General features: G+C 74.0%; 17 protein-coding genes. 7 read left to right on the top strand and 10 right to left on the bottom strand.

Annotation, left to right across the window (positions count from 1 at the left end; genetic code table 11):
* Window positions 1-26: 26 nt before the first annotated feature.
* A complete protein-coding gene (locus tag WMF17_RS38995; RefSeq protein ID WP_437598508.1) occupies window positions 27-332 on the bottom strand; it encodes a hypothetical protein in 306 nt (101 codons plus the stop codon).
* A 300-nt stretch (window positions 333-632) separates the two neighbouring features.
* The gene (locus WMF17_RS38990) at window positions 633-2,783 is read right to left on the bottom strand and encodes a protein kinase domain-containing protein (RefSeq protein WP_437598507.1); all 2,151 of its coding nucleotides are present in this window, start codon (window positions 2,781-2,783) and stop codon (window positions 633-635) included.
* 269 nt (window positions 2,784-3,052) lie between these two features.
* Between WMF17_RS38990 and argS the strand changes: the two genes are divergently transcribed.
* Window positions 3,053-4,786, top strand: coding sequence for an arginine--tRNA ligase (argS, locus tag WMF17_RS38985; protein ID WP_437598506.1), 1,734 nt, complete (start codon window positions 3,053-3,055; stop codon window positions 4,784-4,786).
* Window positions 4,787-4,932: 146 nt separating this feature from the next.
* Window positions 4,933-6,165 carry a choice-of-anchor L domain-containing protein gene (locus tag WMF17_RS38980; protein WP_437598505.1) on the top strand — a complete coding sequence of 411 codons (1,233 nt, stop codon included), beginning with the start codon at window positions 4,933-4,935 and terminating at the stop codon, window positions 6,163-6,165.
* A gap of 84 nt (window positions 6,166-6,249) precedes the next feature.
* Here the strand turns inward: WMF17_RS38980 and WMF17_RS38975 are convergent, their stop codons facing one another.
* Window positions 6,250-6,687, bottom strand: a complete 438-nt coding sequence (locus WMF17_RS38975) for a hypothetical protein (protein ID WP_437598503.1) — start codon at window positions 6,685-6,687, stop codon at window positions 6,250-6,252.
* A 517-nt stretch (window positions 6,688-7,204) separates the two neighbouring features.
* Complete coding sequence (locus WMF17_RS38970; protein WP_437598502.1) at window positions 7,205-7,582, bottom strand: hypothetical protein; 378 nt, start codon at window positions 7,580-7,582, stop codon at window positions 7,205-7,207.
* 150 nt (window positions 7,583-7,732) lie between these two features.
* Between WMF17_RS38970 and WMF17_RS38965 the strand changes: the two genes are divergently transcribed.
* From WMF17_RS38965 to WMF17_RS38955, 3 genes are all read left to right on the top strand, one after another.
* Window positions 7,733-9,547 carry an ABC transporter ATP-binding protein gene (locus tag WMF17_RS38965; protein ID WP_437598501.1) on the top strand — a complete coding sequence of 605 codons (1,815 nt, stop codon included), beginning with the start codon at window positions 7,733-7,735 and terminating at the stop codon, window positions 9,545-9,547.
* Window positions 9,548-9,603: 56 nt separating this feature from the next.
* Window positions 9,604-10,056, top strand: coding sequence for a helix-turn-helix domain-containing protein (locus tag WMF17_RS38960; protein ID WP_437598500.1), 453 nt, complete (start codon window positions 9,604-9,606; stop codon window positions 10,054-10,056).
* Between the two features lie 265 nt (window positions 10,057-10,321).
* Complete coding sequence (locus tag WMF17_RS38955; RefSeq protein WP_437598498.1) at window positions 10,322-11,587, top strand: serine/threonine protein kinase; 1,266 nt, start codon at window positions 10,322-10,324, stop codon at window positions 11,585-11,587.
* 405 nt (window positions 11,588-11,992) lie between these two features.
* Here WMF17_RS38955 and orn read toward each other — a convergent pair whose 3' ends face one another.
* Window positions 11,993-12,556 carry an oligoribonuclease gene (gene orn, locus WMF17_RS38950; protein ID WP_437646104.1) on the bottom strand — a complete coding sequence of 188 codons (564 nt, stop codon included), beginning with the start codon at window positions 12,554-12,556 and terminating at the stop codon, window positions 11,993-11,995.
* Between the two features lie 121 nt (window positions 12,557-12,677).
* Between orn and WMF17_RS38945 the strand changes: the two genes are divergently transcribed.
* Both WMF17_RS38945 and WMF17_RS38940 read left to right on the top strand, forming a co-directional pair.
* Entirely contained in the window at window positions 12,678-13,910 is a 1,233-nt protein-coding gene (locus WMF17_RS38945; RefSeq protein ID WP_437646102.1) for an acetyl-CoA C-acetyltransferase, read from the top strand.
* The gene (locus WMF17_RS38940; RefSeq protein WP_437646100.1) at window positions 13,907-14,995 is read left to right on the top strand and encodes a cation diffusion facilitator family transporter; all 1,089 of its coding nucleotides are present in this window, start codon (window positions 13,907-13,909) and stop codon (window positions 14,993-14,995) included. Before WMF17_RS38945 ends, WMF17_RS38940 begins: the two co-directional genes overlap by 4 nt.
* A gap of 24 nt (window positions 14,996-15,019) precedes the next feature.
* Here WMF17_RS38940 and WMF17_RS38935 read toward each other — a convergent pair whose 3' ends face one another.
* The 5 genes from WMF17_RS38935 to WMF17_RS38915 form a co-directional block, all read right to left on the bottom strand.
* A complete protein-coding gene (locus WMF17_RS38935; RefSeq protein ID WP_437646098.1) occupies window positions 15,020-16,534 on the bottom strand; it encodes a glycine betaine ABC transporter substrate-binding protein in 1,515 nt (504 codons plus the stop codon).
* Window positions 16,531-17,304 carry an ABC transporter ATP-binding protein gene (locus WMF17_RS38930; protein ID WP_437646096.1) on the bottom strand — a complete coding sequence of 258 codons (774 nt, stop codon included), beginning with the start codon at window positions 17,302-17,304 and terminating at the stop codon, window positions 16,531-16,533. Before WMF17_RS38930 ends, WMF17_RS38935 begins: the two co-directional genes overlap by 4 nt.
* Window positions 17,305-17,374: 70 nt before the next feature.
* Entirely contained in the window at window positions 17,375-18,913 is a 1,539-nt protein-coding gene (locus tag WMF17_RS38925; RefSeq protein ID WP_437646094.1) for a hypothetical protein, read from the bottom strand.
* Window positions 18,910-19,293 (bottom strand): hypothetical protein, encoded by a 384-nt coding sequence (locus WMF17_RS38920; RefSeq protein ID WP_437646092.1) that lies wholly within the window; start codon window positions 19,291-19,293, stop codon window positions 18,910-18,912. The genes WMF17_RS38925 and WMF17_RS38920 overlap by 4 nt, the downstream gene beginning before the upstream one ends.
* Window positions 19,293-21,767: an Hsp70 family protein gene (locus tag WMF17_RS38915; protein ID WP_437646090.1), complete on the bottom strand. Its 2,475-nt coding sequence runs from the start codon at window positions 21,765-21,767 to the stop codon at window positions 19,293-19,295. The genes WMF17_RS38920 and WMF17_RS38915 overlap by 1 nt, the downstream gene beginning before the upstream one ends.
* Window positions 21,768-21,852: the final 85 nt, after the last annotated feature.

Here is a 21,852-nt window from a genome sequence, read left to right as displayed (position 1 = left end):
GGAGGCCGCGGCCGTGGAGGCGCGGCTCAGGAGGCGATCGGCTCGTCGCCGTCTTCCTCGTCGTCGAGCGGCTCGTCGTCCTCCCCGCTCGCCAGGTCGTACCCGTGCGGATCGAACTCGTCGAACATGGCCTGCAGGCGCTCGGTCAGCGAGTCCCACGTGTCCGGCGGCTCGCCCGCGTGGCGGTCGCGCTCCGCGAGGGCGAGCGCGGCGGCGACCGTCGCGGTCAGCGGGCGCGCGTCCTGGAGCACCGCGACCTTCGAGGTGTCGCCGCTGCACGCATAGGCCAGCAGATAGGCCCTGTAGATCTCCTCATTCGTCTTGTCGCTCATTCCTCTTCCTTCGTCCTCGTCGTCCGCGCCGCGCGTCCGCTGCCGTGCTCTGGCCTCCTGCTGGGCGCTCGGGACCGGGGGCGCGAGCGTAGCCCATCTCGGCGGCCGTCGGGGAGGGTCCGTGTCCCGCCGGGAGCCCGGGCCGCGCGGGCGCAGCTGGATCCGCGCGGGCGCAGCCGGATGGTGGGGTCATTTGAACATGAAGGCGGGAAGGCGGGAAGAAAATCTCAATGATTTTCCTGCCTTCCCGCCTTCATGTGACATCTCTCTGGGCAAATGCCCCACCACCCGCAGCCGGGGTCAGTGGCGCAGCCGGTCGCGCAGCGCGCGCACCGCGCGCTCCAGCCCCGCGTGGTGGTGGAAGCAGCATTGCCCGATGCGCGGCTGGCACTGCGACGAGCGGAGCATCTCCAGGAACACGAGCGCGCGCGCGTCCCCCTCGAGCGCCGCGCGCTCGAAGAGCGCCGGCTTGCGACGGCAGGGGGCCTCGCGCAGCGCCACGGCGATGCGCAGCGGGACGCTCGCGCGCTCCAGCACCTCGGGGCGGCGGAGCAGCGCGGCCGCGCGCTTTCCGCCCTGCGTGCCGCCGTAGCCGCTCACGATTTCGTAGGCGATGTCGAGGCCGTCCTCGCCGAGGCGGCTCTCCAGCGCCTCGAAGATCGCGTCCGCGCGGCCGTCGATCCGGTACGAGCTCTTCACCGTGACGGCGGCCGCGGCCGTCATCACGTCGCGCTGCTCGAAGGCGGAGCGATCCTCCTCGAGCAGCACGAAGAGCGCGCTCTCCGCGTCCTGCCACCGCTTCGCCTGGACCGCCCCCACGAGGCGCTCCCGCTCGGCCGGCAGCTCCGTGCGGTCGAGCGGCCCCGGATCGGCGAGCGCCGCGCCTGCAACCGGCGTCGCGCCTGCAACCGGCGCCGCGCTCGCAACCGGCGCCGCGCTTGCAACCGGCGCCGCCCCGGAGTCGGCCAGCCCGGGGGCCGATGCGCTCGCGGCCGGCATCGCCGGGGGGGCTGGCGGAGGGGCGCCGAGGGCCGCTGGCACCGCGGCGGCCGGCGCTGCGGCGGCCGGCGCGTGCATCGCGGCGGTCGCTTCCGGGAGCTCCGGGGGGGCGGCCGCCGGCGCCGGCGCGCCCGCCGGCAGGCGGCGGAGGAGCGCCGCGCCGGCCGCGCCGGCCGCGACCACCGTGGCCATCGCGACGAGCCAGCCCCGGGCGCCCCTCCGCGGCCGCGGCCGTCGCTCCGCCGCCCCGCGCGCCTCGTTCCCGGCCGCGTCGAAGCCCGCGCCTGCGGTCGCGCGCGGCGCCCCGAGCGCCCCGGTCGCGGCGCCTCCTGCCGCGGGATCGCCGGCCGCCGCGCCTCCGGCCGCGGCGGCTCGGTCCTGCCGCGCCGGCGGCTCGGGCGGCGTGGCGGCCTGGAGCGCGCGCAGCGGATCGCCGAGCGGCCACGCCCCGCTCGAGAGCGGCTCTTTCCACGGGAGGAGGCCGAGCGCCTCGGACCTCGGCACGGCCGCGTCGAGCGCGGCGAGCAGCGCGCGCGCGGTCGCGGGGCGCTCCGCCGGGTCCTTGCGCAGGAGGCGCATCACGACCGCCTCGAGCTCGCGCGGCACCGCCGTGCCGGGAGCGCGCAGGCGGAGCGGCGGCGGCGCCGTGTTGCACTGCTCGCGGAAGAGCTCGACGGGCACGATCGCGTCGAACGGGTGCTTCCCGGCGAGCATCTCGTAGAGGATGAGCCCGAGCGCGTAGAGATCGGAGCGCTCGTCGACGGCCTCCATGCCCTGCGCCGCCTCCGGCGCCATGTACGCGAGCGTGCCGAAGACGATGCCGCTCAGCGTGATGCGGGCGGGCTCTGGCCGCGCGTCGCCGCTCTGCGCGTCGGTCGTGGAGAGGCGCTCCAGGGGCACCTTCGCCAGCCCGAAATCGATGAGCTTCACGGCGTCGGTGCCGTCCTCGACCAGGACGTTGCGCGGCTTCAGATCGCGGTGGATGACGCCGCGCTCGTGCGCCGCGGCGAGCGCCGCCGCGATCTGCCGCGCGATCTCCGCGGCGCGCGCGGCGGACACGGGCCCCTTCTTGATGATGCGATCGAGCGTGGTGCCGCGGACGTACTCCAGCACGAGGAACCGGGCGCCGTCGGGGAGGGTCCCGAAGTCGGTCGCCGAGGCGATGTTCGGGTGCTGGATGTGCGCGCCGGCGATCGCCTCGCGCTCGAAGCGCGCGGTGAGCTCCGGAGAGCCCTGCGCTGCGGGCAGGAGGAGCTTCACCGCCAGCCACTTGCGCAGGAGCAGGTGCTCGGCCTTGTAGACCGCGCCCATCCCGCCGGTCGCGACGAGCTCCACGATCCGGTACCGGTCCGAGAGGATCGCCCCCACCATCTGGGCCGCCGCGCTCTCCGCGGGCGCGTCGCTCGCGGCGGGGGGCGGATCGCCGGGGGCAGGGGGCGGGGAGGCGCTCACGGGAGGCGTGAACTGTCCGACCTTGCCCGATTTTTGTCAAAGGGGGATCGCCGCCGCGCGCCGCGCCTGCGCGCGCGCAGGTAAGGCCCGCTTCGATCGGTGGATCCGTCGATTGTCGCGCGGTCGACGCGCATCGACCGCGCGAGGATTCGAGCGCTCGGCCGAGGCGGTCGCGCCGGGGCTCGCGTCGCGCGCGCCGCTCCGCGGGGCGGCCGTGGAGCGCCGGCTTGCCTATTGAATTGGCCGCGCGCCCGGGCCAAGGATGCGCCATGGCCGATCCCGTCCACGCCCTTTCCCGCGCTTTCCAGGAGGCGATCACCGCCGTGTTCGGCGCCGAGCACGCCGCCACCGATCCCTCCCTGCGCCGCTCCAGCCACGCCGACTACCAGGCGAACGCCGCCATGGCGCTCGCCAAGCGCCTCGGCAGACCGCCGCGCGAGGTCGCGGCGGCGATCGTGGGGGCGCTGCAGCTCGGCGGGATCTGCCGGAAGGTCGAGATCGCCGGCCCGGGGTTCGTGAACCTGACGCTCGAGGACGCTTACCTGACGCGCGAGCTCGCCGACACGGCGGGCGGCGGGCGGCTCGGGATCGCGCCCGCGGCGCAGCCCGAGACGGTGATCGTCGATTACTCGGGCCCCAACGCCGCGAAGGAGATGCACGTCGGTCACCTGCGCAGCACGATCATCGGCGACGCCCTCGCGCGCGTGCTCGAGGCGCTCGGCCACCGGGTGATCCGCCAGAACCACCTGGGCGACTGGGGCACGCCGTTCGGCATGTTGATCGAGCACATGCTCGATCTCGGCGAGGCCGCCGCCTCGCAGGAGCTCTCGGTCGGCGATCTCGACGCGTTTTACAGGCAGGCGCGCGCCAAATTCGACGGGGATCCGGCGTTCGCCGAGCGCTCTCGCCGGCGGGTCGTGCGGCTCCAGGGCGGCGACGAGCAGACCCTCGGGCTCTGGCGGCAGCTCGTCCGCGAGTCGACGCGCTACTTCGAGTCGGTCTACCGCCGCCTCGGCGTGACGCTGACCGAGGCCGATTTCGCGGGTGAGAGCTTCTACAACCCGATGCTCGTCGATGTCCTCGCGGAGCTCGGCCAGAAGGGGCTGGCGCGCGAGAGCGAGGGGGCGCTCTGCGTCTTCCCGGCGGGCTTCACGGGCAAGGGCGGCGAGCCGCTGCCGCTCATCGTGCGCAAGCAGGACGGGGGCTACGGCTATGCCACGACGGATCTCGCGGCGATCCGCCACCGCCTCACGACGGTCGGCGCGCGGCGGCTCATCTATGTCGTCGGCGCGCCGCAGAGCCAGCATTTCGCGATGGTCTTCGCGACGGCGCGGGAGGCGGGCTGGCTCATGCCGCCGGCGCGGGCCGAGCACGTGGCCTTCGGGTCGGTGCTCGGGGCCGACAAGAAGATGTTCAAGACGAGGAGCGGCGACACGGTGAAGCTCTCGGATCTGCTCGACGAGGCCGTGGAGCGCGCGACGAAGGTGGTGCGGGAGAAGAACCCGGAGCTCGACGTCGAGGCCGCGGGCGCGGTGGCGCGGGCGGTCGGCGTGGGGGCGGTGAAGTACGCGGATCTCTCGAGCGATCGGATCAAGGACTACGTGTTCGACTGGGATCGCATGCTGGCGTTCGAGGGGAACACGGCGCCTTACCTGATGTATGCGCACGCCCGCATCCGGTCGATCTTCCGGAAGGCGGGCGTGGAGTCGCCGCGCGGCGCCGGGATCGCGCTGGGCGAGCCGGCCGAGCGGGCGCTCGCGCTGGAGCTGCTCCGGTTCGGGGCCGTGCTCGAGGACGTGGCCGCCACGCTCGAGCCGCACCGGTTGTGCGTCTATCTGTTCGAGCTCGCCGGTTCGTTCACGACCTTCTACGAGCGCTGTCCGGTGCTCCGGGCCGAGACCGACGAGGTGCGCCGCTCGCGCCTTGCGCTGTGCGATCTCACGGCGGAGGTGCTGGCGAAGGGCCTCGGCCTGCTCGGGATCGAGGCCCCGGAGCGGATGTAGCGCGGCCGGGGGTGGGCGGCCGACCGGGGTTGAGGCCGACCGACCGGGGTTGAGGCCACCCGACCGGGGTTGAGGCCACCCGACCGGGGTTGAGGCCGACCGGGGTTGCGCTCGGGCTCGAGGCCGACCTCGTGGCAAAGTGCAGCATGACTGAACGACGGCTCGCTCCCCCCGCTCCCGGCGTTGCCGCCTTGGCGGCGCTCCTCGTCGCGCTCGGGTGCTCGGCGGTCGGGGGCTCGCCTGCGCAGGGCGGCGCGGGCGACGGGCGCGCGGAGCCCCCGGACGCCGGCGGCGAGGACGACCCCGGCGGGCTCGATGAGCCTGGCGGGCCCGGGTCGGTCAGCGGCGGCGCCGGCCCCGTCACCGACCCCCACGCGGACAGCGACGGAGACGGGTTCACGCCCGCGGGCGGCGATTGCAACGATGCCGATGGAAATGTGAACCCCGGCGCGATCGAGGTCGAGGTCACCGAGCCCGACGCGAGCGGCCAGATCCCCGCGCCGGCGGACGAGGACTGCGATGGCGCGATCGACAACGTCGCACCTCCCTGCGACGACGGCCTCTCGCTCGAGGATTTCGATCCGGCGAACGGGGCCAGGGCGATCGACCTCTGCGCGTTCGCCTCCCGCGAGGACGTGCGCTGGGGCGTGCTCTCCGCGAGGTACGTCCGCGGGGACGGCTCGCCCGCGGCGCGATCGCCCGCCGTCGGCCTCTTCGACGGGTTCGGGCCCAACGTGCGCGTGCAGGGCGGCGCGCGCCTGCTCGCGCTCTCGACGGGGCGCGCCCGCCTGCCCGACCACCCGGACGCCTGCTGGTCCGAGAGCTGCTCGAGCTACGGCGCCGGCGCCGCGCCGCCCGGGTTCCCCCAGGACAACCCCGACTGTCCTCCCTCCGATTTCATCAACGACGACATCGGCCTCGAGGTCGTCCTCCGCGCGCCGCGGAACGCGACCGGCTACGAGTTCCTCTTCAAGTTCTATACGTACGAATATCCGGAGTGGGTCTGCGAGGACTTCAACGACCAATTCGTCGCGCTGGCCACGCCGGCGCCTCCCGGATCGTACAACGGCAATCTCTCGTTCGACGGGGAGGGCAGGCCGGTCAGCGTCAACATCGCGTTCTTCGATGTCTGCGACGGATGCCCGCTCGGCTCGGGCGAGCTCGTGGGGACGGGCTTCAGCCCGCGCCACGACGGCGGCACCCGGTGGCTCAAGACCCGGGCGCCGGTGCGCGGCGGCGAGGAGATCTCGCTCCGGTTCATCCTCTTCGACACCGGCGACGATCGCTTCGACTCCACCGCGCTCATCGACGGATTCCGCTGGATCGCGACCGGCGGCACGGTGAGCCTGGAGACCGCGCCCGCCGTCGATCCCCGCTGAAGCAGCAGGCGCTCCCCCGTCGCGTCGACCTCTCGCCGCGCCGCGAGCGCCGCGGGGCCCGGTCGCCTCGCCGCGATCCCCGCGCTACCGGCAGGCCCGACACGCCCCGCCGCAGTCCACGCCGAGCTCGCTTCCATTCAGGACCCCGTCGTCGCACGAGGGCTCCTGGCAGACACGCTCCCTGCACACCCCGGACCCGCAGTTCTCCCCGGCGAGGCACCCCTCGCCCGCGGGGCAGAGCGGGCACGAGCGCGTGCCGCAGTCGACGCCGGTCTCGAAGCCGTTCGCCACGCCGTCCACGCACGTCGGGGCCTGGCACACCCCGAGGCGACAGACGCCCTCCTTGCAGTCGATTCCCGTCTCGCAGGAGCCTCCGAAGCGGCAAGCCCCGCACGAACCGCCGCAGTCGGTGTCGGTCTCGCCTTCATGATCATCCTGGATGCCATTGCTGCAGTGAGGCGGTATACAGGCATTCTCGGTGCAGGTCCAGCGCTCGGGGCACTCGTTGCAATTCCAGATCATGATGGCACCATCCTCCCCGCACGACAGGAAAAAAGGCGCCGTCAGCCCCAATGCAATGACGCGTCGAAGCATGGTGCTCGCTCTTCTCGTAGTTGATGGTCTGGTGACGACGACAGTACATCATGCACGGCCATCGAGGGCACCGATCTGGCCATTTGCGCGCGGATTTCTGGCATTCCGGACTGCTGGATCAGATTGCCAAATAATCGACATGGAGAGATTTGCCGGCGGCGCGGAGTCTGGCTCCGACGCGCGGAGATGGGACATACGGAGATGGGACGTGCAGAGTAAGGGGAGGGGAGGGGAGCTCATCGGCGCGCAGGGCGCCGCCGCACCGGCCGTTCTCTACGGATTCGACAGGAGCCGATCGTTCGGTGGAGCCGGTGGAGCCGGTGGAGCGCGCGGCCGACAGGATCGCTCGGAGCGCTCTGGCCGGGGGGTGAGGGGGGAGAGGGGTTCTGCGAGGGCGCCTGGGCTCCCGGCCCAGGCGGCGCTCTCGGGGGGGGGCGCGCCGCGCTCAGGGGCGGGCGGTGGCGCGGCGCGCCGCGACGAAGGAGCGCACGCACAGGGCGACGAAGCCCGCGGACAGGACGGCCATCAGGGACTGGGCGATGACGGCCGGCGGGCGCGCCACGTCGCCGCCGGAGAGCAGCGCCGGCAGCTGGGACAGGCCGCGGATGGAGCCGAGGAAGCCGAGGATGCCGATCAGCGCCGACGCGTGCATGGCGTGCATGCGGTACTTCTCGTTCCTCGCGAGCAGGCCGAGCCCGAGCGCGACAACCCCGAAGCCGGCCGGGATGAGCGCCGTCGGCGCGCTCGTCGCCGCGAAGCCGCCGACGCCGAGCGCTGTGAGCAGCGCTCCGTAGCCTATCGTCAAATTGGACATGCTCGACATGAAGAACCTCCTGGTTCGGAGCCCCCGGGATACCGCGCCCGGCGCGCGCCCGCCACCGCGGCCGTCCGCGCGCTCTCCCTGCGGCGAGGCGCGACCGGCGGCGCGGGCCTGTGCGGGCGGAGCGCGGCGGCGTGGTTAGAATCCGCCGTCATGCTCGGCCTCTCCCGCCTGCGGGACAGCTTCGCCTACACCCCGCGGACGCTCAAGCTCGTCTGGCGCTCGTCGAAGGCCGCCAGCCTCGTGCTCGGCGCGCTCACGCTCGCGGCGGCGGTGCTGCCCCTCGGGGTGGCCTACGTGGGCAAGACGATCGTGGACGCGGTGGTCGCCCGCGAGGAGCGCGCGACGCTCGTGTGGGTCTCGGTCGAGCTCGGCCTCGTGGCCGCGCTCGCGCTCGCGCAGCGCGGGCTCTCGCTGACGCGGCAGCTGCTCGGCGCCAGGCTCTCGAACGACATCCACGCGATGATCCTCGAGAAGGCGCTCTCGCTGGAGCTCCGCCATTTCGAGGACTCCGAGTTCTACGACCAGCTCACCCGCGCGCGGCGCGAGGCCTCGTCGCGCCCCGCGTCCATCGTGACCGAGAGCTTCTCGCTCGTGCAGAACCTGATCACGCTCGCGGGGTACGCCGCGATGCTCGTCAGCTTCAGCGGCTTCGCGGTGCTCGCGCTCGTCCTCGCGGCCATCCCCGCCACGGTCGCCGAGGCGCGCTTCTCCGGCGCGGCGTTCCGCCTCCGGAACTGGCGCTCTCCCGAGGCCCGCCGCCTCAATTACCTCGAGTACGTGCTCGCCAACGACGGCCACGCCAAGGAGGTGAAGCTCTTCGGGCTCGGTCCGATGTTCCTCGAGCGGTACAGGGCGCTCGCCGCGTCGTTCTACCGGGAGGACAGCGCCCTCGCGGTCCGCCGCGCCGGGTGGTCCTATGGCCTGTCGCTCCTCGGGACCGCCGCGTTCTACGGCTGCTATGGCGCCATGGCGGTCTCCGCCGCGGCGGGGCGGCTCTCGCTCGGCGAGATGGTCCTCTACGTCGCCGCCTTCCGCCAGGGCCAGCAGGCGTTCCAGGCCGTCCTCGCCGGCGTCGGCGGCATGTACGAGCACAACCTCTACATGTCGAATCTCTTTCAGTATTTGAGCATCCCGACCGACGGGCCGCCCGCGTTGCCGGGCGGCGACTCGCCCTCGGTGTCGCCCTCGGTGTCGAACGACGGCGCGCTCGAGCGGGGCGTGCGGTTCGAGGGCGTGGGCTACCGGTATCCCGGCCAGTCGCGCTGGGCGCTCCGGGGGATCGATCTCCATATCCCGAGCGGGCAGAGCCTGGCGCTCGTCGGGCACAACGGCGCTGGCAAGACGACGTTCATCAAGCTGCTCACGCGGCTTTACGAGCCCACCGAGGGGCGCATCCTGCTCGACGGCAAGGACCTCCGCGCCTGGGATCTCGACGAGCTCCGCCGGAGGATCGGTGTCGTGTTTCAGGACTTCAACCAATACCAGCTCACGCTGCGCGAGAACGTGGGGCTCGGCAGCCTCGAGCACCTCGCCGACGAGCCGCGCATCGAGCGCGCGGTGTCCGAGGGCGGCGCGGAGGAGGTCGTGACCGCCGTGCCCGGGGGCCTCGACGCGCAGCTCGGGCGCTGGTTCAAGGACGGCGTCGAGCTGAGCGGCGGGCAGTGGCAGAAGATCGCGCTCGCGCGCGCCTTCATGCGCGAGCAGGCCGACATCCTCGTGCTCGACGAGCCGACCGCGGCGCTCGACGCCGAGGCCGAGCACGCGGTCTTCCAGCGGTTCCGGTCGCTGTCCAAGGGGCGGACGACGATCGTCATCTCGCACCGCTTCCCGACCGTGCGCATGGCCGACCGCATCCTCGTCCTCGACGGCGGGCGCATCGTCGAGGAGGGCACCCACGACGAGCTCGTCGCCCGCGGCCAGCGCTATGCGCGCATGTTCGCGCTGCAGGCCGAAGGGTACCTGTAGCGCCCCCGGGTCCTTCTCGCCGGCTCGGGCGAGCTCTGCCTGCTAGGCTCGCGCGCATGCGCGATACGCTCCCCAGGGAGGTCGGTCAGGCGATCCACATCCTCCGGAGGCTCCGCGGGCTCAGCATGCAGGAGTTCGCCGAGCGCGCGCAGCTCTCGGCCACGTACCTGCGGCAGGTGGAGCGAGGCGAGCGGGATCTCGGGATCGGCGCGCTCGGCCTCATCGCCCAGGGGCTCCAGTGCGAGCCGCGCCTCCTCCTGCCCGGCGACGGGCGCAGCCCGGTCGCGTCCGTCGTGGCAGAGCTCTTTGACCAGGCCGAGGAGACGCTCCAGAACGCGATCCTCTTTCTGCTCATGGAGCCTGACGATTCGACGAGAAAGCAAGCAATGCTCGCCCTGGCCGGCGAGGATCCCGAGCGCTCTCGCCTGGCGGCTCCGCCCAGGTCGCGCCCGCCGGAGCGGGCCGCTTCCGGGCGTACCCCGTCGTCGAGCCGTCGTTCCGGAAAGTGAGCCCGCCGTCTCGCTCGCTTCGTGATCCTCGATCCGCGCTGGCGACGGCTTCCGCGCGCCGGTGACCTCTGTTATCCTCGCGCCAATCGATGTTCCCCGAGCCGTATCCGGGGGTGTCATGGACTCGAACCTCGTGCCGGAGGTCCGACGCAGTGAGCAGAACTTCTTGGGTTGATTCAACATCGCAGGTCGCGCTTCGCTCTGCTGTCTTTCCGCGCGGAAGCCTGGAAACCGCTGCGTTCGAGGGGCTCGCGGCGGAGGGCCCATGGTGATCCTGGGCCAGGAGTTCGCGGGGTACACCATCGTCGCCAGCCTGGACTCCCCGGCTCCGGCCGAGGCCTATCGCGCGCTCGACGCGGACGGTCGCGAGGTGACGCTTTATGTCCAGGAGGATGTCGGCCTCGACGCGGAGGCGTTCCGCGGCGAGCTCGATCGGCTCCTCTCGCTGCCTCCGGCGATGCACGGCATCGTGCCTGGGATCGCGGGCGGCATGGAGGGCAATGCCGGGTGGATTGCCGCCCAGCCGAGCGACGATCCCTCGGTGGAGGATCTGCTGCCCCGGCTCCGCGCCGTCGTGTACGACATCGGCGTCGACGTCGCGCGGACGCTCGGCGCGGCGCACGAGCTGGGCCTCACGCACGGGGATGTCGGCCCGCACACGGTGGTGATCACCAGCCAGGGAGCCGCCGTCCTCAGGGCTTTCGGGCTGCACCGGCTGTTCGGGTCGCCCGCGGACCCCGTGGCGGATGCGGCGCGGTACCGGGCGCCGGAGCTCTTCGACGACACGCGCGCGCGTGGGTGTGGGATCGACCAGCGCACCGACGTCTACGGGCTCGGGATGCTGCTGTACTGCGTCCTCGGGGGCCGGCGCCCCTTCGAGGGGCGCGACGACCTGGATGTGTGCGCGCTGGACGAGGTGCCGCCGCCGCTCCAGGGCGTGCCGGCCCCGGTGAGCGAGGCGCTGGCCCGAGCGCTCGCGAAGGATCCGGACGCGCGCTTCCAGACCGTCCAGGAGCTCATGACCGCCGTGCGACCGCTGCTCTTCGCCGACCCGGCGCCCCTCGCCGGCGGAGCGCCGCCGCCGGACACCGAACGGAGCGTGCCCGCCCCGGCGTCGCGCAACACGCTGCCCACCGGCACCCTCCCCCCCGAGGCCATGCGGCACCCCGCGGTCCAGGTCGCCGCCCCGCGCCGCCGCCTCCTGCGGCTCGGCGGGGCGCTCCTGATCGTCGCGCTGGCGAGCGCCGGCGTCGCGGCGACGCTGAGCTCGTACGTCGCCCGCCGGGAGACGCCGTCCCCGCAGCCGGCCGATCCGTCGGCTCATTCCGGTGATGTGGAAGACGTTTCCGTGCTGGCCCCACCGGTGCACTGCGATCCCGGCGCTCCCGAGGCGGTGAGCCCTGCCGTCGAGAGGCCAGCCTTCAGGTCCCGCGTGACACGCCGCGTCGGGCCCGCGTCCATGGCCACGACCCCGGCCGTGGAGGTCAACCGCAGCCCCCGGCAGCGGTGGTACGGCGACCAGCTTTTCTGAGGCGAGCCGCAGCCCAGCTGGCAAACGACACCCCGGCGGATTGGGGCCGCCGGGGCGTCCGCGCCGCAGACCTCGTGCCGGAGGCCTGGACGCATGGCTACCCTACTAAATGCATTCCCTCGATCGATCTAGATTTCTCACGTTGCCGATATTTTTCTCCTCGTTGCCGTCGACGCGGATGCGTCGGCCGCTGGGAGCAGACCTCGGACGGTCCAGGACATCGGACGGCAGGTTGAGCGCGCAGCTCGCCTCCCGGGTGGGCAGGTCGAGCGCGCAGCTCGCCTCCCGGGTGGGCAGGTCGAGCGCGCAGCTCGCCTCCCGGGTGGGCACGCGGAGGGCTGCGTGCGGGGAGGCGGGCTCGGGGATGCGCTCGCGATCGAGCGCATGGCGGGTCGCCGTGCCCGCTCAGCGGAGCTCGCCGCCCGGGAGCGGCTGGAACACGTTCGCCCGGTACCACCTGAGCTCCTCGATCGACTCGCGGATGTCGTCGAGCGCGCGGTGGATCTCGCGCTTCTTGGGCGCGGAGCGCGTCGGGTACCAGCGGCGCACGAGCTCCTTGAGGGTGGAGACGTCCACGATGCGGTAGTGCAGGAAGGCGAGGAGCGCCGGCATGTAGCGCTGCAGAAAGGCGCGGTCCTTCCACACGGAGTTGCCGCACAGCACGGCCGTGCCCTTGTCGCAGTGCGCCTCGAGGAACGCGCGCGTCTCGGACTCGGCGTCGCCGACGGAGAGCGTGGCGGTGCGGATGCGCGCGAGGAGCCCCGAGCGCTCGTGGAGATCGCGGACGAAGTCGCTCATCCCTGCGAGGACGTCCTCGGGCTGGTGGATGACGAGGCACGGCCCCTCGGCGACCACGGTCAGGTCGGGCTCCGTGACGATGGTCGCGATCTCCACGATCGCACACGAGCTCTCGTCGAGCCCCGTCATCTCGAGATCGACCCAAACCATGCGCTGCGAGCGGTCCGTCATCGGCGGCGAGCATAGCCGATCCGCGCCGGTTCAGGTCCACCGAGACCCGGCGCGAGCGGGCTGCCCCGGGAACGGGTCGTGTGCTAAGGACGGGCCGGACACCGAGCGCGGGAGGCCTGACATGCGAGACGTTTTCATCGTGGATGCCGTTCGCACGCCGCGGGGGCGCGGCAAGGCAGGCAAGGGAGCGCTCTCCGGCGTGCATCCGCAGGAGCTCCTCGCGCAGGCGCTGAATCGCCTCGCCGAGAAGACAGGGATCCGCAAGGACGACGTGGAGGACGTCGTCGTCGGGTGCGTGACCCAGGCGGGCGAGCAGGGGGCATGCCTCGCGCGCGCCGCCGTCCTCGCGGCCGGCTGGCCGGACGGCGTGACCGGCGTGACCGTCAACCGCTTCTGCGGCTCGGGCGCGCAGGCGGTCAACTTCGCGGCGATGGGGGTCATGTCCGGCCAGCAGGAGGTCGCCGTCGGCGGCGGCGTCGAGAGCATGTCGCGCGTGCCGATGGGCTCGGACGGCGCGCCCCTCGACGGGAACAACCTCGCCCTCCGCAAGAAGCTGGCGATGGTGCCGCAGGGCATCTCGGCGGACCTCATCGCGACGATCGAGGGCTTCTCGCGCGAGGACGTCGATCGCTTCGCGCTGGAGAGCCAGCACAAGGCCGAGCGGGCCGCGCGCGAGGGGCGGTTCGCGAAGAGCCTGTTCACGGTCGTCGATCTCGACGGCAAGCCGCTGCTCGACCGGGACGAGCACCCGCGGGCCGGCGCCACGATGGAGGCGCTCGCGAAGCTCGAGCCGGCGTTCGCCGGCCTCGGGGCGACCCCGATGGGCCCCGGCGGCGAGACCGTGGATGCGCTGGCGCTCGCGCGGTACCCGCAGGTGAGGTCGATCCAGCACGTCCACACGGCGGGCAACTCGAGCGGCATCGTGGACGGGGCGGCGGTGGTGCTGCTCGCGTCGGGCGACTACGTGAAGGCGCACGGCCTCAAGCCGCGGGCGCGGCTCCGCGCCGCGGCGACGGCCGGGGCGGAGCCGGTGATCATGCTGACGGCCCCGGCGCCCGCGTCGGAGCGGGCCCTCAGGAAGGCGGGCATGCAGGCGCGCGACATCGATCTCTGGGAGATCAACGAGGCGTTCGCGGCCGTGCCGCTGCAGACGGCGCGCAAGCTCGACATCGAGCTCGACCGCGTCAACGTGAACGGCGGCGCGATCGCCCTCGGCCACCCGCTCGGCGCGACCGGGGCCTGCCTCATCGGGACGGCGCTCGACGAGCTCGAGCGCGCCGGCAAGGGGACCGCGCTGATCACGCTGTGCATCGGCGGAGGGATGGGCGTGGCGACCGTCATCGAGCGGGTGTGAGCCGCGCCGGCGCTGCGATGGAGGTGCCCGACGAGCACGAGGGCGTCGCCCACGAGCACCCGCACGGGCACGGCGACGGACACGGCCATCCCCGCGCGCCCGGTCACGACCATGATCATGACCACGGCGACCCGCGGCACCACGGCCACGACCACGACCACCGGGGCGCGCCGCTCCGGCGGCTGATCGCGGCCTTCGCGCTCACGACGTCGTTCCTTGTCGTCGAGGCGGCGGTCGGGTGGTGGTCGAAGAGCCTCGCCCTCCTGGCCGATGCGGGGCACATGCTCGCCGACGCCGCGGCGCTCGGGCTCGCCATCATCGCGCAGCGCATCGCCGCGCAGGCGCGGACGCGCGCGCGGACGTACGGCTTCCGGCGCGCCGAGGTGCTCGCGGCGTTCGCCAACGGCATCGCCCTGGCGCTGACGGCGATCTGGATCTTCTTCGAGGCCGTCCACCGGTGGCGCGAGCCGCAGGCGGTGCACGCCGAGGCGCTGGCGATCACCGCGGCGCTGGGGCTGCTCGTGAACGTTGTCGCGGCGGTGCTGCTCTCGACCGGCGAGGGCGGGCACAACATCAACACGCGGGCCGCGCTGGCGCACGTGCTGTCGGACGCGCTCGGCTCGGTCGGCGCCATGGCGGCCGGCGTGCTCATCCTCGCCTTCGGCTGGACGCGGGCCGACTCGGCGATCAGCGCGGGCATCGGCGCGCTCGTGCTCTGGGGCGGCTGGCGGCTCGTGCGCGACACGTCGCGCGTGCTGATGGAGGGCAGCCCGATCGAGATCGATCTCGCCCACGTCGAGGACACGATCCGGAGCGTGCCCGGCGTGCTCGACTTCCACGATCTGCACGTCTGGTCGATCTCCGACGGCTTCAACGTGCTCACGGTGCACGTGGTGCTCGCCAAGGGGCACCACGGGACGGACGTGGCCGCGGCCGTGAGCCGGCGGCTGCGCGAGCGGCACGCGCTCACCCACTGCACGATCCAGCCCGAGCCGCTCCAGGAAGAGCGCCTTGTGACGCTCAGGCGGCCGCGCGCCGGGGCGCCGGCCGGCGACGCGCCCGCGGGCGACCGGAGCGGCGGGTGAGCGGGGCGGGCTCGCGCCGGCCCGTCAGAGCCCCCGCAGCAGCGCCTCCGCCACCTCGGCGGGGGACTTCCCCTGCTCGTCGACGGCCACGTTGAGCTCCCGCATCCGCTCCGCGTCGATCTTGCCCTCGAGCCCCCGCAGCGCCTCGATCACCTCCGGGTGCTCCCGCGCGAGCCGGGCGCTCGCGAGGACGACCGCGTCGTAGGGCGGTATCGCCCGCCGGTCGTCCTCGAGCACGCGCAGGTCGAACGACACGATGCGCCCGTCCGTCGAGAACGCGCTGATGACGTCCACCTCGCCCGCCCGCACGGCCTCGTACATGAGCGAGGGATCCATGCTGCGCTGCTTCGCGAACGCGATCCCGTAGCGCTGCTCGACCGTCTTCCACTCGGCGCGCTGGAAGAACTCGTAGTCTGCCCCGATCGACAGCGATCGCGCCGCGGGCACGAGATCGCTGAGGGTCCGCGCGCCGAGCCGCTCGGCGAGCTCGCGCCGCATGGCGAGCGCGTAGGTGTTCTCGAAGCCGAGCGCGGCGGCGACCACGATCCCGTGCTCCTCGAGCAGGTACTCCTTCACGCCGCGGAGCACCTCGGCCCGGTCGGTCGGGGCGTCGCTCCGCTTCATGACCGCCGCCCAGAGCGTCCCGGAGTAGTCCACGTACGCGTCGATCTGGCCCGTCCTCAGCGCGTCGAACGCCACCATCGACCCGAGCGACTCCACCGCTTCGGTGGGCAGCCCCGTGTCCCGCTCGATCTTCCCCGCGAGGACGCGGCTCAGGATGTACTGCTCGGTGAAGGTCTTCGATCCGATGGCGATCCGCCGCGCGCCGCCCCCGAGCGCCCCCCGCGCGAAGCCGACCGCCGCGATCGCGTAGAGCAGGACGAGCGCGCCGATCGCCGCCGCCACGAGCCCCCGGCGACGCCGCCGGAGGCCGATCTCGAGCGCCCTCACCGTGCCGTCCAGCACCAGCGCCAGCGCCGCCGCCGCCACGCACCCGACGAGCACGGCCGCCGTGTTGCGCGTCTGCAGCCCGCTGAAGATGTAGTTGCCGAGGCTCTCCGCGCCGATGGGCGTCGAGAGCGTCGCGGTCCCCACCGTCCACACCGTGGCCGTCCTGATGCCGGCGACGATCACGGGCATGGCGAGCGGCAGCTCCACGCGGCGGAGCCGCTGGCGCGGCGTCATGCCGACGCCCTCGGCCGCCTCGATCAGGGCCGGATCGACGCTGGAGAGCCCCACCACCGTGTTCTGGAGGACCGGGAACACGCTGTAGAGCACGAGCCCGATGAGCGCCGGCAGGGTGCCGATGCTCGGAGCGCCGATCGCGGCGAGCGCGGGCACCATGAACGCGAGCAGCGCCAGGCTCGGCACGGTCTGGATGACGCTCGCGACGGCGAGCACCGGCGGCTCGAGCCGGCGCGTGCGCGAGATCAGCACGCCGAGCGGCACGCTGACGCCCGTCCCCACGAGGAGCGCGACGAGCGTGAGCTCGAGGTGCGCGAGGAGGCGCCCGGGGAGCAGGGCGAGCTGCTCGTTCACGGCCGGCGCTCCTCCTCCAGGAGCAGCGAATCGATGACCGCCGCCTGCCGCTTCGGCGTCCCGACGAGCTGCGCCACGTACTCGCCCGCGGGGGCGGTCATGAGCTCCCGCGGCGTCCCCACCTGCGCGACCCGCCCGCCCTGCATCACGGCGATGCGGTCGCCGAGCAGGAGGGCCTCGACGAGGTCGTGGGTCACGAAGATCGCGGTCAGGCCGAGCCGCCGCCGGATCGCCAGGAACGACTGCTGGAGCCGGTCGCGCGTCAGCGGATCGAGCGCCCCGAACGGCTCGTCGAGGAGCATCACCCTGGGCTCGGCGGCGAGCGCCCGCGCGACCCCGACCCGCTGCTGCTGGCCGCCCGAGAGCTCCTCGGGGCGGCGATCGCGCACGGCCGCCGGATCGAGCTCGCAGAGCTCGAGGAGCGCGTCGACGCGCGCCCGGATGCGTGCCGCGTCCCAGCCGAGCAGCGACGGCGTGACGCCGATGTTCTCCGCCACGGTGAGGTGCGGAAACAGCCCGAGCCGCTGGAAGACGTAGCCGATGCGCCGGCGCAGCGCGTGCGGCGGCTCGCCGGTGACGTCCTTCCCGCCGATCCGGATCGCGCCCGACGTGGGCTCGATGAGGCGGTTCACCATCTTGAGCGTGGTCGTCTTGCCCGAGCCCGAGCCGCCCAGGAGGACGAGGAGCTCGCCCTCCTCGACGCGCAGCGAGACCCCGTCGACCGCGATCGTGCCGCCGTAGCGCTTCGTGAGCTTGTCGAGCTCGATCATGCGGTCAGCCCGGCTGCGCCGGAGGGGTTCGCCCGCGCCCCGGCGCGCGGCGCGGGCGTGACCTCCCGCGTCACACCCCGCACCCGACGTTGGCGCGCTGGAGCCCCGCGAGGCGCGCGTCCTCGAGCGCCTCGGCCTCGGCGAGGAGCCACCGGAACATCGCGTTCGCGATCGCGCGCTCCTTGCGCGTGTTGAACAGCCAGACGGCCGCGTGGCAGACGTCGGCGTGCACCTTGGGGAACGCGAGGCGGCGGAGCTCCGTGCCGACGAGCTCGGCCGCGGCCTCGTACTGCGCGCGCAGCGAGGTCCACTCGCGCCACTCCGAGAGCGCCGGGAGCTCGCGCCTCTCGTCGACGCGGCGGCGCAGGGCGTCGCACGCGAGCTCCACCTCGGACAGGAGCTCGTCGCGGAGGCGCCGGCGCGTGCGGCCGAGGGTCGCGCCGAGGTCGTCCCACGCCGCGTGCGGCACGCGCGCCGCCCGCAGCGCCGCCGCGAGGTCCTCCTCGACCGCGCGCGCGAGCGGGCCGAGCGCGGCCTGCGCGCCCGAGGCGCCGAGCGACAGCGCGCGCTCGCGGAGCTCGGCCTGGGCGCGCTCGTCGTCGAGCGCCGCGTCCCACGCGCCGGCCAGGCGCCGGAGCTCGTCGCCCGAGACCTCGCCGCACGGCCGGAGCAGCAGCGTCGCGTGGCGCAGCACCGCGCGGCTCCACAGGTCGCCCTCGGCCACCTTGGCGGCGCACGGCTCGGGCTCCTCCGGCTCCGGGCGCGCCGCGCCCTCGCCCGCGGCCAGGGCGCGGCGCAAGAGCGGGAGCGTGGCGCGGCGGCGGGGCGCGGCGAGCCAGCGGAGCCACAGCGCGAGCGCGCCCGGCGCGGGCTCCTCGCCGAGCACCCGCGCGGCGACGGCGCCGAGCAGCGACAGCGCCCGGCCGCCCCCCTCGCGCGCGCGATCGTGCACGGCCGTCCAGTCGCCGCGGGAGGCCGCGTCGGCGGCGAGCCAGCCCGCGGCGATGCGGCGGGCCTCGCGGGGGCAGGCGCGCTCATCGAAGCCGGCGACGCTGTCGAAGAGCGCCCGCGCGCCCTCCAGGTCGCCTCGGCGCGCCGCGAGCAGCGCGCCGGCGGCGACGCCCGCCCCGCGGAGCGGCTCCGGGCGCGGCGCGGCAACCGCCCCGCCGCGCTCGTCGGCGCCCTCGATCCGCTCGCTGACCCAGGCCTCCGTTGCGGGGTCCGGCCTCCGCGCGCGGCAGAGCGCCCACGCGGCCGCGAGCGCCGCGCCGCCGCTCCGGTCGGCGCGCCAGGTCCAGTCCGAGAGCAGCGTCACGTGGTAGGCGACGCGCGGCAATCCCAGCGGAATGAACGCGTATCGCGCGACGAGCCAGGGCGCGATGAAGGGCACGAGCGGCGCGAGCAGCAGCGCGCACCAGAGCTGACCCGCGGCGAGGCCGATCGCGAGGACGACGGCCGCGGGCGCGAGGACGAGCCGCACGGCGGCGTGCCAGGTGCCCGCGCCGAGCGCGCCGGGGCGCGGCGGCGCTCCGGGCGAGGCCTTCCGCGCGGCCGCCTCGCTGATCATCCGCACGGCGATCGCGAGGGCCAGGAGGAGGCCCCAGCTCATCGCGACCTCCAGCCGAGCGCGGCCAGCGCCTCCGGCCACGGCGCGCGCGGATCCTCGCCGGGCGGCTCCGGCGGCGGCAGCTCGCCGAGGTCGTCGTCGAGCTCGTCCACCGGCGGGGGCCTCGGATCGAGCCGCGCCCACACCTCGTGCGCGAGGCGCCGCTCCGGGTCGCGGAGGGCCGCCATGGCCTGGCGCACCTTGTCGGCCGTCCGCGCGCCGGGGCCGACAGGCGTCGGGTAGGTCGCGGCGCTCGCGAGCTCGAGCTCGAGCATCCCGAGCAGCTTCTGCCCCTCGCGCTCGACCTCCGCGCGGCTCGCGCTCGGCCGCAGGCCGAGCACGTAGAACGGGTTGTCGCGGATGCGCCCGAGCGCGCCGTCCATCACCGCACCCCCGACTCGTGGCCGAGCCTGCGCTTCTGCGCGTCGACCGGCAAGAGCCGCCAGATCTCCTCGGTGATCGCCCGCAGCGCGGCCGTGTCGCCGCGCTCCGCCGCGCCGCGCCCGTCGCGCACGAGCCTCTGCGCGCGGACCAGATCCGAGGCCTGGTGCGCCTCGGAGGCGGCGTCCTCGAACATCCACACCCACGCCTTCGGGTGCCGCTGGAACGCCGCGCTGCTCAGGTTGCGGACGAGGCGGAGCTGCCGCTGGAGCTCGACCTGGTTCTTCTCGGCGCGCGCCCGCGCCACGCCCTGCGCGGCCTCCTCGAGGAGCGCCTTCTCGGTGCTCGACCCGAGCTGCGAGATCCACGCCGACGCGTTCGCGACGGAGGCCTGCGCCTCGGCCTCGAGCTCCGGCCAGCGCTTGTCGGCCTCGGCCTGCTCGAGCAGGACGTCGAGCTCGAGCAGCGCGCGGCGCGCCTTCTGCCCGGCGTCGGCGTCGCCGCCGCGCGCCGCGGCCGCGTCGCGCTCCACCTCGACGAGCGCGCACTCGACGTAGGTGACCTTGCCGAGCGCGTGCGGCGCGTCCCTGCGCAGGGCGCTCTCGCGCACCGAGGCGAGCCGCTCGCGCATGGCGGCGAGCGAGGCGTCGAGCACCTCGGGCGCCGCCTCGGGCACGAGGAGGTGCGCGACGCGCTCGAACACGAGCCCCTGCGACGGGATCAGCGCGCGCGCCGACAGGTGCCCGCCCCGATCGAGCTCGAGCGTGAGCTCGATCGCCGAGCCCGCCGGCAGGGCCTGGGTGAGCCCGCTCCCGTCGATCTCGAGGTTCCCGACCACGCGGCAGAGGTGGGCGACGTCGAGCTCGCCCTGCACGATCGGGATCTTCAGCACGCACGCGCCGGAGCCCTTCGGCACGCTCTCCACGCTGTGGTGCACGAACGTCCGCCGGGCCGGCAGCGGCGCGCCCCGCTCGAAGTAGACCCGCACGGAGTTGTCCGCGAGCGCGACCCCGACGGTGCGCGACAGCGGCGGATCGCTGATCGTGAGCCCCTGGACGATGGTGATCGCCTGCGGGTGGACCGGCACCGTCGCGCCGCCGGCCGCGGTCGCCTCGACGCGGAACACGTTCGGCCGGCGCGGGAGCAGGTCGACGGTGACGACGAACGCCCCCTCGGCGTCGAGCGGCGCCTCGGCGCTCGTCCAGCCGTCGCCCTCGCGCGCGAGCCGGATCCGCTCGGGCGCGGCCCCCGGCCCCTCCATGACGCGGCCCACCACGTGGGGCGTCAGGTCGGACGACATGGCCGGGTACTGGAGCCAGAGCCGCCGGCCCTCCTCCTTGCCCTCGTTCGCCCCCGCGCGCGAGGCGGATGCGCGCGCGTCGAGCCCGGCGGTCGCCGCGTAGATGGCGGCCCCCTGCGCGACGAGGGTCATCGGGTCGAGCCCCTCGCCGAAGGGCGCGCCGAGCGCGTCCCTGACGCGCGCCCGCAGCGCCGGCATCACGGTCGGTCCGCCCACGAGCACGACGCGCGCGAGCTGCGACGCGTCGAGGCCGTGCGCCGCGAGCAGCCGCCTGCAGACCTCGATCGAGCGGTCGATGATCGGCGCGCAGAGCGCGTCGAGCGTGGACCTCTGCAGGACCAGATCGACGTCGACGGGCGCGCCGTCCACCTCGAACGCCGCGGGGATCGCGAGCGCCGCGTCCTCGGCGCGGGTGAGCTCGATCTTGACGTCCTCGACCGCGAGCTTGAGCTTGCGGAGCGCGGCGGCGTGCCGCGGGTCGGCGCGGCTCACGGTGACGCCCTGGGCGCGCGCGATCTCGGCGAGCGCCCAGTCGACGATGGCCCAGTCGAAGTCGCGCCCGCCGAGGAAGTTGTCGCCGTCGTGCCCGACGACGCGGAGCAGCCCGTCGCGCGTCTCGAGCAGCGAGACGTCGAAGGTCCCGCCGCCGAGGTCGTAGACGAGCCAGCTGCCCGTGGACTCCTCGACCGTCCAGCCGGCCGCGAGCGCCGAGGCGACCGGCTCCTGGATCAGCTCGACGCGCTCGAACCCCGCGAGCCGCGCCGCCTCCGAGGTCGCCGAGCTCTGGGGCAGCTCGAACAGCGCGGGCACCGAGATCACCGCCGACGAGGGCAGGGCCCCGAGGTGCTCGGCGACGTCGGCGCGCAGCGAGCGGAGCACCTCGGCGGCGAGCTCTTCGGGCTTCCTCGTCACCTTCGCCGCCGCGAACTCGATCGGCTGGGCGGTCCCCATCAGCCGCTTGAACTCCGCGCGGGTGTTCTGCGGATCGCTCTCGAGGAACCGGCGCGCGCGCGCGCCGACCGTGGTCGCCCCGCGCGCGTCGATCCGCACGACGCTCGGGGTGAGCGTCGCGCCCTGGGCGTTCCTGACCAGGGTGACGTTCTCGCCGTCGAAGGCGGCCGCGGTCGAGTTCGTGGTGCCGAGGTCGATACCGACGTAAAGCGGGCGTGCAACCATCGCGTGCAAGGATACACGCGCGGAACGGCGGCCGCCCGGGCGAGCCGACCGAAGGCCGGGTGAGGCCGCGGGCCGGCGACTCCGG

The organism is Sorangium sp. So ce362 (assembly GCF_051519845.1).
Lineage (GTDB): Bacteria > Myxococcota_A > Polyangia > Polyangiales > Polyangiaceae > Sorangium.
This window is presented reverse-complemented; position numbering and strand designations above follow the sequence as displayed.